General features: G+C 67.7%; 15 protein-coding genes. 8 read left to right on the top strand and 7 right to left on the bottom strand.

The window, feature by feature from the left end; all coding sequences use genetic code 11:
* Nucleotides 1–29: 29 nt before the first annotated feature.
* Genes IAG39_RS10290 through IAG39_RS10270 form a run of 5 tightly spaced genes read left to right on the top strand, consistent with a single transcriptional unit; the run spans nt 30 to nt 4,548 of the window.
* The gene (locus IAG39_RS10290) at nt 30–1,301 is read left to right on the top strand and encodes a nitrous oxide reductase family maturation protein NosD (protein ID WP_262422098.1); all 1,272 of its coding nucleotides are present in this window, start codon (nt 30–32) and stop codon (nt 1,299–1,301) included.
* Complete coding sequence (locus tag IAG39_RS10285; protein ID WP_118934158.1) at nt 1,298–2,200, top strand: ABC transporter ATP-binding protein; 903 nt, start codon at nt 1,298–1,300, stop codon at nt 2,198–2,200. The genes IAG39_RS10290 and IAG39_RS10285 overlap by 4 nt, the downstream gene beginning before the upstream one ends.
* On the top strand, nt 2,197–3,027 hold the full coding sequence (locus tag IAG39_RS10280; RefSeq protein ID WP_118934156.1) for an ABC transporter permease: 831 nt from the start codon (nt 2,197–2,199) through the stop codon (nt 3,025–3,027). The genes IAG39_RS10285 and IAG39_RS10280 overlap by 4 nt, the downstream gene beginning before the upstream one ends.
* Nucleotides 3,024–3,524, top strand: coding sequence for a nitrous oxide reductase accessory protein NosL (locus tag IAG39_RS10275; RefSeq protein ID WP_118934154.1), 501 nt, complete (start codon nt 3,024–3,026; stop codon nt 3,522–3,524). The genes IAG39_RS10280 and IAG39_RS10275 overlap by 4 nt, the downstream gene beginning before the upstream one ends.
* 25 nt (nt 3,525–3,549) lie before the next feature.
* Complete coding sequence (locus IAG39_RS10270) at nt 3,550–4,548, top strand: FAD:protein FMN transferase (RefSeq protein WP_118934151.1); 999 nt, start codon at nt 3,550–3,552, stop codon at nt 4,546–4,548.
* A gap of 67 nt (nt 4,549–4,615) precedes the next feature.
* Here IAG39_RS10270 and IAG39_RS10265 read toward each other — a convergent pair whose 3' ends face one another.
* Nucleotides 4,616–5,401 (bottom strand): inositol monophosphatase family protein, encoded by a 786-nt coding sequence (locus IAG39_RS10265; RefSeq protein WP_059372021.1) that lies wholly within the window; start codon nt 5,399–5,401, stop codon nt 4,616–4,618.
* 130 nt (nt 5,402–5,531) lie between these two features.
* Here IAG39_RS10265 and IAG39_RS10260 point away from each other — a divergent pair, with 130 nt between their 5' ends.
* Nucleotides 5,532–6,323: an RNA methyltransferase gene (locus IAG39_RS10260; RefSeq protein ID WP_118934149.1), complete on the top strand. Its 792-nt coding sequence runs from the start codon at nt 5,532–5,534 to the stop codon at nt 6,321–6,323.
* Nucleotides 6,324–6,389: 66 nt separating this feature from the next.
* On the opposite strand, the gene IAG39_RS10255 is transcribed toward IAG39_RS10260, so the two are convergent.
* On the bottom strand, nt 6,390–7,379 hold the full coding sequence (locus IAG39_RS10255; RefSeq protein ID WP_118934147.1) for a Bug family tripartite tricarboxylate transporter substrate binding protein: 990 nt from the start codon (nt 7,377–7,379) through the stop codon (nt 6,390–6,392).
* 159 nt (nt 7,380–7,538) lie between these two features.
* On the opposite strand from IAG39_RS10255, the gene IAG39_RS10250 reads away from it, so the two are divergent.
* Entirely contained in the window at nt 7,539–8,300 is a 762-nt protein-coding gene (locus IAG39_RS10250) for an IclR family transcriptional regulator (protein WP_059372016.1), read from the top strand.
* 74 nt (nt 8,301–8,374) lie between these two features.
* On the opposite strand, the gene IAG39_RS10245 is transcribed toward IAG39_RS10250, so the two are convergent.
* The 5 genes from IAG39_RS10245 to IAG39_RS10225 all read right to left on the bottom strand — a co-directional run bounded on the left by IAG39_RS10245 (nt 8,375) and on the right by IAG39_RS10225 (nt 14,356).
* On the bottom strand, nt 8,375–9,208 hold the full coding sequence (locus tag IAG39_RS10245) for a mechanosensitive ion channel family protein (RefSeq protein WP_054453202.1): 834 nt from the start codon (nt 9,206–9,208) through the stop codon (nt 8,375–8,377).
* A 151-nt stretch (nt 9,209–9,359) separates the two neighbouring features.
* Nucleotides 9,360–10,475, bottom strand: coding sequence for a DUF1513 domain-containing protein (locus IAG39_RS10240; RefSeq protein ID WP_118934146.1), 1,116 nt, complete (start codon nt 10,473–10,475; stop codon nt 9,360–9,362).
* On the bottom strand, nt 10,465–11,553 hold the full coding sequence (locus IAG39_RS10235; protein ID WP_118934144.1) for an imelysin family protein: 1,089 nt from the start codon (nt 11,551–11,553) through the stop codon (nt 10,465–10,467). The genes IAG39_RS10240 and IAG39_RS10235 overlap by 11 nt, the downstream gene beginning before the upstream one ends.
* On the bottom strand, nt 11,553–13,061 hold the full coding sequence (locus IAG39_RS10230; RefSeq protein ID WP_118934142.1) for a di-heme oxidoredictase family protein: 1,509 nt from the start codon (nt 13,059–13,061) through the stop codon (nt 11,553–11,555). Before IAG39_RS10230 ends, IAG39_RS10235 begins: the two co-directional genes overlap by 1 nt.
* Nucleotides 13,058–14,356 carry an imelysin family protein gene (locus tag IAG39_RS10225; protein ID WP_059372005.1) on the bottom strand — a complete coding sequence of 433 codons (1,299 nt, stop codon included), beginning with the start codon at nt 14,354–14,356 and terminating at the stop codon, nt 13,058–13,060. The genes IAG39_RS10230 and IAG39_RS10225 overlap by 4 nt, the downstream gene beginning before the upstream one ends.
* Before the next feature lie 219 nt (nt 14,357–14,575).
* Between IAG39_RS10225 and IAG39_RS10220 the strand changes: the two genes are divergently transcribed.
* Nucleotides 14,576–15,502, top strand: a complete 927-nt coding sequence (locus IAG39_RS10220; protein WP_118934140.1) for a LysR family transcriptional regulator — start codon at nt 14,576–14,578, stop codon at nt 15,500–15,502.
* The last annotated feature ends 87 nt before the right edge of the window (nt 15,503–15,589 follow it).

Genomic DNA, 15,589 nt, shown 5'->3' with positions numbered 1-15,589 from the left:
CGCTTATGAAGCTCGCCGCAATCCTTGGGATGAGCGCAAGCAAGGCCGTCGGCGCCGCGCTGCTGGCGGCCGCCGGGCTGGCGCTGCCGGGCGCGGCGCCCGCGGCGACCCTGGAGATCGCCGCGGGCGCCGACCTGGCGGCGGCGATCGCTTCCGCCGCGGCCGGCGACCTGCTGCGGCTGGCGCCCGGCTCCTACGCCGGCGGCATCGTCATCGACAAGCCGCTGACGCTGGAGGGTCCGCCCGACCGCTCCGCCATCATCGCCGGCACGCGCCAGGGGCGCACCGTCTGGGTCACGGCCGCGGACGTGTCGCTGCGCAACCTGACTGTCACGCGTTCCGGCCTGAGCCTGTCCGACATGGACGCCGGCATCTTCCTGGACCGCGAGGCGCACCGCGCACTGGTGGAGCGCAACGACGTCCTGGACAACCTCGTGGGCGTGCACGTCTGGGGGCCGGCCGACGCCACCGTCCGCGGCAACCGCATCGTGGGCAACAAGGAGCTGCGCGTGGCCGAGAGAGGCAACGGCGTGACGCTTTGGAACACCCCCGGCACACGCGTGCTGGACAACGACATATCCGCCGGCCGCGACGGCATCTTCGTCAACACCAGCAAGCTCAACACGTTCAGCGGCAACCGCTTCCACGACCTGCGCTATGCGGTGCACTACATGTACACCAACGACAGCGAGATCAGCGGCAACGTTTCGACCGGCACCGACATCGCCTACGCCATCATGTATTCGCACCGGCTGGTGGTGCGCGACAACGTCGCGCTGGACAGCCATGAGCAGGGCCTGATGCTGAACTACGCCAACCATTCCACCATCGCCAACAACACGGTGGACCGCGCCGGGAAATGCGTGTTCATCTACAACGCCAACCGCAATACCTTCCTGGACAACCGTTTCTCCAACTGCGACATCGGCGTGCATTTCACCGCCGGGTCCGAAGGCAACCGGATCTCGGGCAACGCCTTCATCAACAACCGCAATCAGGTGAAGTACGTGGGCACCCGGACGCTGGACTGGTCGGTGGACGGACGCGGCAATTACTGGAGCGACAACACCGCCTTCGACCTGGACGGCGACGGCATCGCCGACACCGCCTACCGGCCCAACGACGTGGTCGACCAGCTGCTGTGGCGCGCGCCGGCGGCCCGCATCCTGCTGAACAGCCCGTCGATTTCCATCGTGCGCTGGGCGCAGTCGCAGTTTCCCGCCATCCTGCCCGGCGGCGTGATCGACAGCGCCCCGTTGATGCAGCCCCCGGCCACCGCAAGCACCAAGGAATCCCCATGAGCACCGACCTGGTGGCGCTTACCGGCGTCAGCAAGCACTATGGCTCGCAGCGGGCCATCGACGGCCTGGACCTGCAGCTGCGCGAAGGCGAATGCGTCGCGCTTGCCGGACACAATGGCGCCGGCAAGAGCACGATGATCAAGCTCATCCTGGGCCTGATACGTCCCACCCGCGGCCGCGTCGCGATCTTCGGCCAGGACGCCCACAGCCCCGCCGCGGCGCGCCTGCGCGGCCGGATCGGCTACCTGCCGGAGACCGTGGCGCTGCATCCGTCGATGACCGGCGAGGAAACCCTGGCGTTCTACGCCAGGCTCAAGCGCCAGCCGCTGTCGGGCAACGCCGCGCTGCTGGAGAAGGTCGGCATCGCCGGCGCCGCGCACCGCCGCGTGGGCGGCTATTCCAAGGGCATGCGGCAGCGCCTGGCGCTGGCCCAGGCGCTGCTGGGCCAACCCCGCGTGCTGCTGTTCGACGAGCCCACCACGGGCCTGGACCCCGCCTCGCGCCTGATGTTCTACGACATCGTCCACGAACTGCGCGCGGCCGGCGCCACGATACTGCTGAGCACGCACGCCCTGTCCGAGCTGGCCGGACATGCCGACCGCATCGTCGTGATGAAGGCCGGAAAAAAGATCGCCGACGGCGCCATGTCGGCGCTGCGGCGTTCCACCGGGCTGCCCATCCGCATCCGCCTGACCTTTGCCAATGCCAGCGCGCCGCCTCCCGGCGGCGATTGGCGCCGCCTTGATGCCGGACGCTTTGAACTCGCCTGCCCCGAGAGCGGCAAGGTCGAAGCGATCCGCGGCATCGGCGCGCTGTCGCCGGCCATCGCCGACCTCGACATCCAGGTCCCGGGCCTGGACGACATCTATGCACATCTGCTTGAACGGGAAGACGTATGAACGCGGTATGCACCATCATCGGCAAGGAAATCCGCGACGGCCTGCGCAATCGCTGGGTGCTGGCGACCGCCCTGCTGCTGGCCGCGCTGGCGCTGGCGCTGGGTCTTTTGGGCAGCTCGCCCACGGGCACGGTCAAGGCCGAACCGCTGACCGTCACGGTAGTCAGCCTGTCCAGCCTGTCCATCTTCCTGGTGCCGCTCATCGCCATGCTGCTGGCCTATGACGCCGTGGTCGGCGAAGTCGACCGTGGCACGATGGCGCTGCTGCTGAGCTATCCGGTGTCGCGCGGGCAGGTGCTGATGGGCAAATTCATCGGCCACCTGGCCATCCTGGCGCTGGCCACGGGCGCGGGCTACGGTTCGGCAGGCCTGGCACTGCAATGGGCCTACGGCGGCCTGGACGCCAGCGCATGGCAGCCGTTCGCCCTATTGATTGGCGCCAGCGTGCTGCTGGGCGCGAGCTTTCTCGCCATGGGCTATCTGATCAGCTCCCTGGTGCGCGAACGCGCCACCGCGGCCGGCATCGCCGTCGGCGTCTGGCTGTTCTTCGTGGTGATCTACGACATGGCGCTGCTGGGCGTGCTGGCGGCCGACCAGGGCCGCCACGTCAGCCCCGGCCTGCTCAACGCGCTGCTGCTGCTCAACCCGTCCGACGTATACCGCCTGCTCAACCTGACGGGCTTCGAGAATATTTCGCTGTATGCCGGCATGGCGGGCGTGAGCGACCAGGCCAGCCTGCCGCTCGCCGCGCTGGTCGCCGCGCTGCTGCTGTGGATCGCCGTGCCGTTCCTGCTGGCGACCGCGGCCTTCAGGAACAAACCGCTATGAAACGCCTGCGACTCCTCCTGGCTGTCTCCACCTTGCTGCTGACCGCGGCCTGCGGCAGCGGCGCCACGCCAGAAGCCGCGCCCCCGCCGCAGGCCGTGACGACGGAGTCCGTCGGCCATTACTGCGGCATGGCGCTCAACGAGCACAACGGCCCCAAGGGACAGATATTCGTCAAGGGACAGGCCGCGCCGGTCTGGTTCTCTTCGATCAAGCAGGTCTTCGCCTACACCCTGCTGCCCGAAGAGCCCAAGGGCATCAGCGCCATCTACGTCAACGACATGTCCACCGCGGGCGCGGGCGGCGCGCCGGACCCGTCCGCCTGGATCGACGCGCGGCAGGCTTACTACGTCATCGAAGGCCGCTATATCGGCGGCATGGGCGCCGAAGACGCCATCCCCTTCTCCCGGCGCGATCATGCCCAGGCTTTCGCCGATACCCACGGCGGCCGCGTCGTCACCTTTGCCGACGTGCCGGAAAGCTATGTCTTCGCCCAATAGTCCGCGCCTCTACAGGCCTATCGCCATGAACCCTACCCGCCGCCGTTTCATCGGCATCGCCGCCGCAGCCAGCGCGCTGGCGCTGACGCCCGTCGCCGCGCGCCGCGCCGCCGCCTCGATCGCACCCGCCACCTGGCAAGGCACGGCGCTGGGGGCCGACGCCGAGCTGCGCCTCTACCATCCCGACACCGGCACGGCCCAGCGCCTGATCGCCCAGTCCTTGCAGGAACTGCGGCGGCTGGAAGCCATCTTCAGCCTGTATCGCGACGACAGCGCCCTCTCTGTCTTGAACCGCCAGGGCTTCCTGGACAGTCCGCCGGCCGACCTGCTGCGGCTCCTGAGCGAAAGCCGGCGCTACAGTGAACTGACCTCAGGCATGTTCGATCCCACCGTGCAGCCCTTGTGGCAGCTATATGCCGAACACTTCTCGCAGCCGGACGCTGCTGCTGACGGTCCCCCGCCCCAGGCCATCGCGCAGGCGCTGTCGCGCGTATCCCACGCCGACGTGATGCTGGATGGCAGCCGCATCGAACTGCTGCGGCCCGGCATGGGCATCACGCTCAACGGCATTGCCCAGGGCTACATCACCGACCGCGTCACCGACCTGCTCAGGCGCGGCGGGCTGGAGCGGGCGCTGGTGGACATGGGCGAAATACAGGGGCTGGACAGCCGCGCTAGCCCGCAAGCGTGGAAGGTCGGCATCGCCGATCCGCGCGACCCGGCGCGCCTGCTGGCAAGCGCAAGCATGACGAACCAGGCCCTGGCGACTTCCGGCGGCTATGGCACCGCCATCGACCCGGCGGGCCGGTACACGCATCTGTTCGATCCCCGCACCGGCCGCGCGCGCCCGCGATACCAGAGCGTGTCCGTCATGGCGCCTTCCGCCACCATGGCCGATGCCCTGTCGACGGCTTTCTCGCACATGCCGCTGGAAACGACGCAGGCGGTGGTGCGGGAGCTGGGGCTGCGTGCGTGGTTTGTGATGGAGGATGGGCAGTTGGTATTGCAGGGGCAGGCTGGCTGAGCCTACGCCCGCACATGAAAAAACCGGCCAATGGCCGGTTTTTTCATTCTGGCGGCAGCGTTCCGCCTCAAGCCGCCGAAGGCGGATTCAGCGAAGACAGCATCTGCGTGAAGATCTTGGGGCTGGCGGCCAGCACGTTGCCGCTGTCCATCCAGCCTTGTTCGCCGTCGAAGTCGGCGACCAGGCCGCCGGCTTCCAGCACCATCAGGCTGCCCGCGGCCAGGTCCCAGGCCTTCAGGCCCACGCCGCAGAAGCCGTCCAGGCGGCCGCAGGCCACGTAGGCCAGGTCCAGCACGGTGGAGCCCAGGCGGCGCACGCCGGTGCTGCCTTCGGCCATCTGGCGGAAACGCGCGGAGCCTTGTTCCGGATCGCCGGAGTTGGGCCAGTGCGCGCCCAGCAGGGCTTCGTGGTAGCGGGTACGGCCCGAGACGCGCACGCGGCGGTCGTTCAGGAAGGTGCCGCTGCCACGGCTGGCCGTGAACAGTTCGTTGCGGCTCGGGTCATAGATGACCGCCTGCGTGACCTGGCCGCGTTGCGTCAGGGCGATGGACACGGCGTAGTTGGGCAGGCCGTGGATGAAGTTCGTGGTGCCGTCCAGGGGATCGATGATCCACTGGAATTCGGCCTGGTCGGGGCCTTGCAGGCCGAATTCCTCGCCCAGCACGGCGTGGTCCGGGTAAGCCGCGCGCAGCGTCTCGACGATGGACTCCTCGGCGGCGCGATCGACTTCCGTGACATAATCCCGCGGCCCCTTGCGAGCCACGCTGAGTCGTTCCAAATCCATGCTGGCACGGTTGATAATGGTGCCGGCACGCCGGGCCGCCTTGATGGCGATGTTGAGCATCGGGTGCATAAAATTCCGTACGAATGCGATGAGTTGGCTTGATGATAGGCCGCTTGCCGCCCCCCGGTCCGCCGTTCCCCGACAGGGGGAAATCGACCCAAAAAACCAGGAAGGCACTAAGCCAAACGTGCCATTTTAAATGACTCAAGCATTTTCACGTGTTCGCTTCGTTATGGTGAACCCCAGCCACCCCGGAAACGTGGGTTCGGCGGCCCGCGCCATCAAGACCATGGGCTTCTCCGAACTGGTCCTGGTCGAGCCTAAATTTCCAGATGTAACAAGCCAGCCGGAGGCCGTGGCGCTTGCCAGCGGCGCGCTGGACGTGCTGGAAAATGCCCGCATTTACGCATCCCTGGAAGAAGCGCTGGCGCCGGTCACCATGGCTTTCGCGCTGACCGCCAGGGTGCGCGACCTGGGCCCCCCGCCCTGCGACATCCGCCAGGCGGCCGAACTGGCCCGCGCCCACCTGGGCGAGACGGCCGAGGGCGTCGCGGCCGTGGTGCTGGGCACCGAACGCGCGGGGCTCACCAACGCCCAGATCGCGCTGTGCCAGCGCATCTGCCATATCCCCGCCAACCCCGAGTACAGCTCGCTGAACGTGGCCCAGGCCCTGCAGTTGGCCGCCTGGGAGCTGCGCTACGCGCTGCTGGTGGACCAGGGCGCGGCGCTGCTGCCGGCCTCCACCGCGCAAGAGGCGCCCCGCGGCGCGGCGCCGGCTTCCAGCGAGGCGGTGCAGGCCTTCCTGGCGCACTGGGAAGAAGCGCTGGTCGGCGTGCAGTTCCTGGACCCGGCCCACCCCAAGAAGCTGATGCCGCGCATGCGGCACCTGTACTCCCGCCTTGCGCTGAGCCGCGACGAGGTGGACATGATGCGCGGCGTATGCACCGCCATGCTGGCCACGGCGCGCCGCAACGGCGGGGCAAAAAAATAGGGGCGCAGGCTTACGCCTGTCCCCCAGCAAGGTTTGCCGGGCGGCTTGCCGCCCGGAAATCGAAAATCAGTCCACCTTGGCGCCCGAGGCCTTGACCACCGGGGCCCAGCCTTCCACTTCCGACTTGATGAACTGGCCGAATTCGGCCGGCGTCGTCTTCACGCCCACGGCGCCCAGCTTCTCGAAGCTGAGCTGCACTTCGGGCTTGTCCAGCGCCTTGACCATGGCCGCGTTGAGCTTGTTCACGACTTCCGGCGGCGTGCCGGCGGGCGCGATCAGGCCGAACCACGACGACACGTCGAAGTTGGCGAAACCGGATTCCTTCATGGTCGGCACGTCAGGCGCGCTCTTGGAGCGTTCCGTGGTGGTCACGGCCAGGGCGCGCAGCTTGCCCGATTGCACGTGGGGCCAGGCCGACGGCATGTTGTCGAACATGAACTGCACCTGGCCGCCGATGAGGTCGGTCACGGCAGGCGCGCTGCCCTTGTACGGCACGTGCAGCACGTCGATGCCGGTCTGCATCTTGAAAAGCTCGCCCGCCATGTGGATGGACGTGCCGCTACCGGACGAAGCGAACGCCAGCTTGCCGGGATTCTTCTTGGCGTAGTCCACCAGCTCCTGCACCGACTTCACGGGCACTTGCGGGTTCACCACCAGGATGTTCGGCACCTTGGCGCCCAGCGCCACCGGCGTGAAATCCTTGGTCAGGTCGAAATTGACGTTCTTGTACAGGGTCTGGTTGATGGCGCTGGTCACGGCCACGAACAGCAGCGTGTAGCCGTCGGGGTCTGCGCGCTTTACCTGGTCGGTAGCGATGTTGCTGCCGGCGCCGGGCTTGTTCTCGACCACGAAGGACTGGCCGAGGCTTTCAGTCAGTTCCTTGGCCATGATGCGGGCGATCACGTCAGTAGTGCCGCCGGCGGAAAAACCGACCACGATGCGGACGGGCTTGTCAGGGTAGGCGGCATGGGCCGAGCCCATTGCGAATGCGCTTGCGGCGGTAGCCAGAAGGGTGGCGGCGATACGCCGCAGTCCAGGCTTTTGACCTGTAATCATAGAGTCTCCGTGCAGGTACTGTCCATCAAGTGGACGATTTGAATTGTTCGATGCAGCATTCTGAGCTATACACATGCACTGCATCAAGGTAGAGTCCACAGCACGGACAGTGGTTTTCCCTTGAATATTCCGTAATAACCCGAGTTTTCAGAGATTTTCATGCAAGATAGCGACGCCGCGGCCGCGGGTCCACGCACATTGCGGCGCGGGCTGGCCGTCCTGGCCGCCCTGCGCGACCAGGGTCCCGATGGCCTGAGCGTGACCGATATCGCCCGCCTCACGGGCATACAGCGCCCCACCATCTACCGTCTGCTGGCCGCCTTGCTGGACGCCGGACTGGTGCTGGCCGTGACCGGCACCAAGAAATACCGCGCCCAGCTGGCGGTGGACCCGGACACGCGCTCGCGCGATCCGCGCGTGCGCCAGTTGCTGCCCGTGCTGCGGCGCCTGGCCGACCGCACTGGCGACGCGGTCTTCCTGGTCGTGCGCGAAGATGACGATTCCATAAGCCTGCATCGCGAGATCGGCAGCTATCCGGTGCAGATCCTGGCCACCTACGCCGGCAAGCGCCAGCCGCTGGGCGTGGGGTCGGGCGGCATGGCCCTGCTGGCCGCCCTGCCCGACGACGTTGCGCGCGGCATCGTCGAGCGCAACTCGGGCCGGCTGGACGAATATGGCGGCATGACACCGCAAGAGATGTACCGCCTGATCGAAAACACCCGCGCCCGCGGCTATTCCGTGGTGGGCAACCACGCGGTGCGCGGCGCGCTGGGCGTGGGCTGCGCGCTGCTGGATGCCCAGGGCGCGCCGATCCTGGCGGTCAGCGTCACGGCCATCATCGACCGCATGCCTGCGCAACGCCAGCGCGAAATCGCCGGCTGGATCAAGAACGAACTCGCGCGCCTGTCGATGCAGGCCTGAGGTCTGCTGCCGCCAGCAAAAAAATGGGCGCCCATCGGGCGCCCATTGTCATTCCAGTGCAGACCCGGCCTGCTTCAGGCCGCGGCGCCCGGCTTGGCGTTCTGGATCTCGCGCATGGGGATCGGCGGCTGGAAGCCCGCATCTTCCAGCGACTTGCGGATGTCCTGGTACAGGCCCCAGCGCAGGTCCCAGTACTTGGCAGACTCGGTCCATACCCGCACGTTCACGACGACGCCGTTTTCCTTGTAGTCGACCACCTTCACCAGCGGTTCAGGATCCTTCAGCGTTTCCGGACGCGCATCGACGATCGCGCGCAGCTTGGCCACCACGACTTCCAGGTTGTCGCCATAGCGCACCGGCACCGGGATATCCAGGCGACGCGTCTTGTTGCGGCTGTAGTTGGTGATGGTGGCGTTCCACACCGTGCTGTTGGGCAGGGTCAGATGAATGCCGTCGACCTGGATCAGGCGCGTCAGGAAGAGACCGACCTCTTCCACCGTGCCGTCCACGCCGGTGCTCAGCGCCACGTATTCGCCCGCGCGTATCGGGCGCAGGATCAGCAGCATGATGCCGGCGGCGATATTCTGCAGCGTGCCTTGCAAGGCCAGACCCACGGCCAGGCCGGCGGCGCCCAGCACCGCGATCAGGCTGGCCGTCTGCACCCCGAAACGCGCCAGCACCGCAATCACGGTGAAGATGCGCACCGTCCAGACCACCGTGCTGTAGAACATGGGCACGATGGTGGGATCGATCTTCTTGGAACGCGTCGCGGCGCGGCGCACCCAGCTGCCCAGCAGGGACGACACCCACCAGCCGATGATGAGGATCAGCAGCGCAACCGCCAGATTGAGGCCCAGGTCGACCAGCTTGGGAGCCCAGGCGTTAAATTCTTTCAAGGCTTCTTCCATGGATACTCCTGCGGAAAAGTTGAGGCCGCGCAGCGTCCCGGCAACGGGCGCCTGGCGGCCTGAAAAAAGCAGCCGAAAACTTTATCAGATGGCGCTTGCGATAAGGGCCGCATCGCGGCCCCGTTGTGTCAAGCTTTGTAAGCAAACGGGATCAGACCCGCGCCGGGATCTTGCGGAAATGATTGTCCCAGGACACCTCGCGCGACGGCGCCAGCACGGGCTGCTCCTTGCCGGACGCGTCGATGCGCAGCATCGCTCCCAGGCCGCTGCTCAGCAGGAAGCCGTCTCCGGCGGCCGGCGCCACGCCGCAGCCGTCGGCCAGTTCGGTCGTGCCCAGGCAACGGCCGCTGGCCGCGTCCCAGTAGATCACCTGTCCGCCTACCGGGCTGGACGTCGCGACCACGCCGCCCGCGGTATCCACGGCCACCGAGCCGACGTAGTTGCGCATCTGGCGCAAGGCTGGCGCCGGCCCTTCGAACAGTTCCAGCTGCGCGCCGCGCCTGTGCCGACCCACCAGCGCCGGCCGGTCCGCGGCCGGACCCATGTACTGGCAGCCGAACCAGACGCAGCCGTCGGCAGTCAGCGCGAGGTGGCGGATGGACAGGCGATGCAAAGCGGGCTCCAGCTCCACTCTCTCCAGCAGCTCGCCGCTGGCCGCGTCGATATAGGCCAGCGAGGGCCGCATCGTGTCCAGGTTGAGTTCCAGCTTGCCGTAGTCGGGATGCGTGAGGATGCCGCCATTGGCGACGCATAGCGTCTTGCCGTCGGGCATCAGCACGACCTCGTGCGGACCGATGCCGCCGCTGTCGAATTCGCCGATGCGGCGGTACGCGCCGCCGGGCGAGGCATCGTACAGGCCCAGCACGCCCCGGCCCGCTACAAAATCGTTCTCGGTGGCGGCCAGCAGCCGGCCGCCGTCCACGTAGGCGCCATGGCCGAAGAAGTGGCGCTCTTCGTGCATGGGCAAGGCCTGGGGCTCGCCCCCGCGCAGCGAAAACGCCAGCGCGAAGAAGCCCGGCTGGCGGCCGAAGACGACCGCGCGTTCCCCCGCGGCATCGATGGCGAAGCTGTGGCCGCGCGCGGGCATCGGCACCACCAGCCGATCGTGTCCCGCTTCATCCAGCAGCGCGGTTTCGTCGCACCCGCCGCGCTTGCGCGCGCTCAGGTACAGGACATCGCCGTCCTTGGGCGCAGCCGCCAACGCAGCCGCCGGGGCCAGGCCCAGCGCGGCCGCGAGCGACAGGAAGCGGCGCCGGTCAATCACCATCGAGCGCATTGAAGCCGATCGTGACGCCCAGGGCCGGCGCCAGATTCTCGTCAACGATGGCCTTGGCGTTCTTGAGGGTCAACGCCGCCAAAGTCAGTTGTTGGCGCCCTTCTTCCTGCGCCAGCGCCTGCTCCAGCGGCTGCGGCACGTCCAGCAGCACGCGCGCCGCGCTCGCCAGTTCACCGCGCACGGACTCGGCCATCCAGGCGTCGCCCTTGGGCAGCGCATAGGCCCCCGCCTGATAGAAAGCCTGCAGCCCGTCCAGATTGGCCGCCAGCAGGCGCGTGGACAACTGGCTGCGCCAGAATGCAGCGCGCTTGGGCCGCGCTGCTTCCGGCGTATCGCCCAGCACAGGCAGGATCTTCACGTCGCGCGCAAACTGCAGCCCGGTGGATAGGGACTTCATGGCCTCGGCCGCGATTTCCTGTTGATCGCGGTACAGGTCGTTGCCCGCCTTGGGTTGCGCGAACTGCCGGCCGAAATCGCCCTCGGCGCTCCAGGCCTGGGCTACATCGCGCGTGATCTGCCTGACGTTGGCGGCCACCGCCCGGGCGTAATCGCAGGCGTAGGCGTCGACCTGCCCGCCATCCTGCCGCAGCAAGGCCGGCTCGCCGTACAGCACGTATTCCAACGCGGGCAGGCCCTGCACGGCCACGCTGCGTCCCGCCAGGGCGCCGGGCACGAGCAAGGCGCCGTCCTGCGCGGCGATCAGCGCCTGCACCTGCTTCGGCATCACGCCGCGCGTATCGGGCCAGAAGGCCAGGCGTTCGTAGCGGTTGGCCTGCACCAGAGGGCCAAAGCGCAGGAACTCGACGCCCGACCAGGCCAGCGCCAGGTCCTCGAACGCCTGCTTGACGCGCGCCGCGCTGGCCGCGCCGGGCTGCGCGCACCATCCGCCCAAGGCGCCGTCCAGCGCCGAGGCCGCGTCCGCCATTTTCGCTACCGCCGGCCGCGCGTAATCGCGCGCCAGACGCTCGCCAAGATCCGCGGGCGGCGCGGCCTGCGCGGCCCAGGACGTGATGCCGCCCAGCGCCGCAGCCGCGGCCAGTTTCAATACACGCGGGGCTATTGCAGCCATCACAGCGACTCCAGGAAACGGATGAGATCGGCGCGTTCTTCCGGCGTCATTGCCACCACGCGGTCGCGCGCGGGCTTGGCCTCGCCGCCATGCCACAGCACGGCCTCCAGCAAGGTGCGCGCGCGTCCGTCATGCAGCCAGGTGGCATTGGGGTTCACGGTCTTGGTCAGGCCTATGCCCCACAGCGGCGGCGTGCGCCATTCGCGGCCGTTGGCCAGGCCGTCCGACACGCCGTCGGCCAGATCGTCGCCCATGTCGTGCACCAGCATGTCGGTGTAGGGCCAGATCAGCTGGAAGCGGTGCTCGGGCTGCTTGGCGTTGCGGCTGGTGACGTACTTGGGCACGTGGCAGGCGACGCAATTGGCTTCGTAAAACAGCTTCTTGCCGGCCAACACCCGCGCATCGTCGGCGTCTCGGCGCTGCGGCACGGCAAGGTTGGTGGAATAGATGGTGACGAAGTCCATCAGCTTTGCCGGCACTTCCTCGGGGCCGAAGCGCGGCTGCGCGCCGTGCGGCATGTCGAGGCACTGCTTCTGCGAGGGCGTGCAGTCGCCGGAATGCTGGGGAAACAAGGGCGTGGACAGCCCCATGTCGTTGGAAAACGCCGCGGCGCTCTGCTGCTCGACCGTGGGTTGGCCGGCCTTCAGGTTGAAGCGCCCCAGCACACGCGCGCCGGTGCGCACGTCGGTGACCCAGTTGGCCTTGCCGACGATGCCGTCGCGCTTGTCCGCGCCCACGTTGGCCAGGATGTCGGCTTGGTGGATGGATTCCAGCAGACCCAGGCCGATCATGGGTGGCGCGAGGCGCGGCGAGATCTGCGTGTCCGCGCGCATCGGGCCATAGCCGAGATTCTCGATGCGGTAGGCGGGCTTCATCAGCGTGACGGTTTCACCGCCGTTGAGCGCGACCGGGACCGGCTGGTACTCGATCTCCATGCGGCCTTCGGCGGGCAGGCCCGCGACCGCGAAGTTCTGCAGCTGCACACCGTAAACGGGTTCGGGCAAGGCCGCGATCTCGCCCGGCGCGAGCTTGGGGTGACCGCGATCGGCGCCCTGCGGCACCGCCAGGCGCAGCAACAGCGCCACCGCGTCGGTACGTTCCAAAGGATCGAAGCCCGGCACCGTGCCGCGTCCGTCCTTGGTATGACAGGCCTGGCAGGAACGCGCATTGAACAGCGGCCCCAGGCCGTCCGAGGCTTGCGTGGAAGCCGGCGCCGAGACCCAGTCCTTGCGGAACAGGCCGTTGCCGACCTGGAATTCCTGGCGCCCCTCAAAGCTCATGTTGGCCGACGGCTGCGAAAAAATGTCGGCGTTGATGAGCTTGTTGGTGGTGGCGGCGCCCGCCTGCATGGTCTCGAAGGTCTCGACCTTCGAGAAATCGCGCGTGGGCGCGGTGATGGCGGTCACGCGCTTCAGGTCTTCGGGCGTGAGGTCGTCACGCCCGGTCGGAGCGGCGGCGGCGCCGGCATGCGCCGACGCCGCCAGTACGGCGGCTAAAACGAGTTTCACTTGAATACGGCGTCAGGTTTGTCCAGGCTGTCGGAACCTTCGATGGCGACCTTGCCCAGGTCCAGCAAGGCGATCACGCGCTCCAGGCTGCGGGTCTGGTCGACCAGGCGGTCGATGGCGGCCTGCACCACGGCATTGCCTTCCTTGTTGCCGTCCGAAATCATCTGGTCGTAGGTTTCGACCGTTTCGGCGCGCGTCTTCATCGCCTGCATGGCGGCCACGGTGGCGTCCAGCTTGGCGCGCACTTCGGCGTCCAGCTTGGGATCGCGGGCCTTCACCAGTTCCGACAGGCTGGCGCCCGAGACGGTCTTGCCGTCGATACGGGTGTAGCTGCCCAGGTAGACGTTGCGGATGCCGATCTGGTCGTAATAGTGCGAGTTGTGCGTGTTGTCCGAGAAGCAGTCATGCTCTTCTTCGGGATCATGCAGCATCAGGCCCAGCTTCATGCGTTCGCCGGCCAGCTCGCCGTAGGACAGGCTGCCCAGCCCGGTCAGCATGGCGATCAGGCCCGCCTTGGGATCTTCTTCGACGGCCTTGCGCGCGGCGCCGTCCTTCTTCCAGTTGCCGACCATCTCTTCCAGGTCCGTCACCAGCAGGTCGGTCACGGCCTTCAGGAACTGCACGCGGCGCTCGCAATGGCCGCCCGTGCACTGCTTGGGATCGAAATCGGTGTGCGGACGGTTGCCGGCGTGGCGTTCCTGCGGCGTGCCCTTGCGGTCGGCGGGCGCGGGGCCGGTGCCGTTCAGGTCCTGGCCCCACAGCAGGAATTCGATGGCGTGGTAGCCCGTGGCCACGTTGGCTTCGTTGCCGTCGGCTTCGTGCAGCACTTCAGACAGCAGCTGGGGCGTGATCTTGCTGACGTCGACGGTCTTGCCGCCCACCGAGATCTTGGAATTGGCGATGACGTTGACCGCGTAGTAGGCGTTCTCGTCATTTTCCGTGCCATAGGACGCGTCGACGTAGTCGATCAGGCCTTCGTCCAGCGGCCAGGCGTTCACGCGGCCTTCCCAGTCGTCGACGATGGGGTTGCCGAAGCGGTAGGCCTCGGTCTGCTGGTAAGGCACGCGCGCCGCCAGCCAGGCCTCGCGCGCGGCCTTCAGCGTGTCGGCGCTGGGCTTGGCGATCAGGGCGTCGATGGCGGTGCGCAGGGCCCGGGCGGAAGTCAGCGAGTCTTCGTAGCCAGCCAGCGCCAGATCCGAATACGTGGCGACCACGGCCTTGGGCTCGGCCGCAGCCTGGGCCGTCCCCCCGAACACCGCAGCGGCCAAAACCGCTCCCAACAGCAACTTGCGCATCGACTTTCTCCCGTAACTCGAACGGCACCCGCCCCCACGGCGGTCCGCTCAACCTCGAATTTTGAGGATGAGAGTGTAAACAATTTTCGTTTGTCATTCAGAATAAAGTCAGATACCTGACATTTCTTTGAACCGCCAGCCCCGTTTTCCCGGAGGCGGCAAGGCCGCATGCGCACGCCGCTGCGACTACTATCCCCTACTCCCCTCCCGTCATGCGCCATGGAACTCCGCCAACTCCGCTACTTCGTCCGCGTCGCTGAACTGGGCAGCATCGGCCGCGCCGCGCGCGAGCTGGAAGTGGTCGCCTCGGCGCTCAGCCAGCAGATCAGCCGTCTGGAAAGCGAGCTGGCCACGCGGCTGCTGGTGCGCACGCCCACTGGCGTGGTGCCGACGCCGGCGGGCACGGCATTCCTGCGGCAGGCGCAACTGACCTTGCGGCACGCGGAAAACGCAGTGACGGCCGCGCGCGAGGCGCGGCTGGCCGGCATGGTCAGCGTCGGCTTCGCACCGACCACCGCATCGGTGCTGGCCAGGCCCTTCTACGCGGCCATGGCCGAACGCTATCCGAACGTGCGGCTGCATCTGGTCGAGGGCTTGTCGGGCAACCTGGGCGAACTGCTGACGGGGCGGCGCCTCGACCTGGCCGTGCTGTTCCAGAACGACAGCAGCCAGGGCCGCAGCGCCATCCCGGTGCTGGACGAACGGCTGTTCCTGCTGGCGCGCCGCGGCATGGTCGCCCTGCCCGACGGCGAGCCCATCACCATGGCGCAACTGGGCAGCCTGCCGCAAGCCGTGACCAGCAAGGCCCACGGTCTGCGGGCCTGGGTCGAGGCCGCCTTCGAACGGGCCGGCGTCGAACCCTGGATCGGCGTCGAGGTCGACGGCCTGACCACGCTGATGGATCTGGTGCAGGCCAACGCGCTGGCCACCATCCAGCCCGGCGCGGCGGTGGCCCGGGTGGAGTCCGGACTGCTGAGCATGCACCCCATCGACGATCCCTTCCTGTTCCGCCGCAACCTGGTGTATTGCATCAACGACGAGGAACTTTCGCCGGCGGCACTGGCCGCGCGGGTGGTGCTGCTGGACGTGATGCGCGCCCTGGTGCGCAACGGCGGCTGGCCGGGGGCAACCCTTCTCGATTCGTGATGCCCCCATGCCTGGGCCGGGGCTAGGCCCGCCCCCATCCCGCCGATAAATTGCCAGGCATGGATGCCGCGGCATGGTGCGGCGGCA

This window comes from Achromobacter xylosoxidans, assembly GCF_014490035.1.
In the GTDB taxonomy this organism is placed as follows: Bacteria; Pseudomonadota; Gammaproteobacteria; order Burkholderiales; family Burkholderiaceae_B; genus Achromobacter; species Achromobacter bronchisepticus_A.
Note: the sequence above shows the minus strand (reverse complement) of the source record. Positions and strands in the feature narration are given on the sequence as shown.

What these genes read in the sequence shown, in the direction of transcription:
- IAG39_RS10250 (WP_059372016.1), top strand. Translation starts at nt 7,539, where the DNA reads ATGCAAGATAGCGACGCCGCGGCCGCGGGTCCACGCACATTGCGGCGC.
- IAG39_RS10280 (WP_118934156.1), top strand. Translation starts at nt 2,197, where the DNA reads ATGAACGCGGTATGCACCATCATCGGCAAGGAAATCCGCGACGGCCTG.
- IAG39_RS10220 (WP_118934140.1), top strand. Translation starts at nt 14,576, where the DNA reads ATGGAACTCCGCCAACTCCGCTACTTCGTCCGCGTCGCTGAACTGGGC.
- IAG39_RS10245 (WP_054453202.1), bottom strand. Translation starts at nt 9,208, where the DNA reads ATGGAAGAAGCCTTGAAAGAATTTAACGCCTGGGCTCCCAAGCTGGTC.
- IAG39_RS10260 (WP_118934149.1), top strand. Translation starts at nt 5,532, where the DNA reads ATGACTCAAGCATTTTCACGTGTTCGCTTCGTTATGGTGAACCCCAGC.
- IAG39_RS10235 (WP_118934144.1), bottom strand. Translation starts at nt 11,553, where the DNA reads ATGGCTGCAATAGCCCCGCGTGTATTGAAACTGGCCGCGGCTGCGGCG.
- IAG39_RS10225 (WP_059372005.1), bottom strand. Translation starts at nt 14,356, where the DNA reads ATGCGCAAGTTGCTGTTGGGAGCGGTTTTGGCCGCTGCGGTGTTCGGG.
- IAG39_RS10240 (WP_118934146.1), bottom strand. Translation starts at nt 10,475, where the DNA reads ATGGTGATTGACCGGCGCCGCTTCCTGTCGCTCGCGGCCGCGCTGGGC.
- IAG39_RS10270 (WP_118934151.1), top strand. Translation starts at nt 3,550, where the DNA reads ATGAACCCTACCCGCCGCCGTTTCATCGGCATCGCCGCCGCAGCCAGC.
- IAG39_RS10285 (WP_118934158.1), top strand. Translation starts at nt 1,298, where the DNA reads ATGAGCACCGACCTGGTGGCGCTTACCGGCGTCAGCAAGCACTATGGC.
- IAG39_RS10275 (WP_118934154.1), top strand. Translation starts at nt 3,024, where the DNA reads ATGAAACGCCTGCGACTCCTCCTGGCTGTCTCCACCTTGCTGCTGACC.
- IAG39_RS10290 (WP_262422098.1), top strand. Translation starts at nt 30, where the DNA reads ATGAGCGCAAGCAAGGCCGTCGGCGCCGCGCTGCTGGCGGCCGCCGGG.
- IAG39_RS10255 (WP_118934147.1), bottom strand. Translation starts at nt 7,379, where the DNA reads ATGATTACAGGTCAAAAGCCTGGACTGCGGCGTATCGCCGCCACCCTT.
- IAG39_RS10265 (WP_059372021.1), bottom strand. Translation starts at nt 5,401, where the DNA reads ATGCACCCGATGCTCAACATCGCCATCAAGGCGGCCCGGCGTGCCGGC.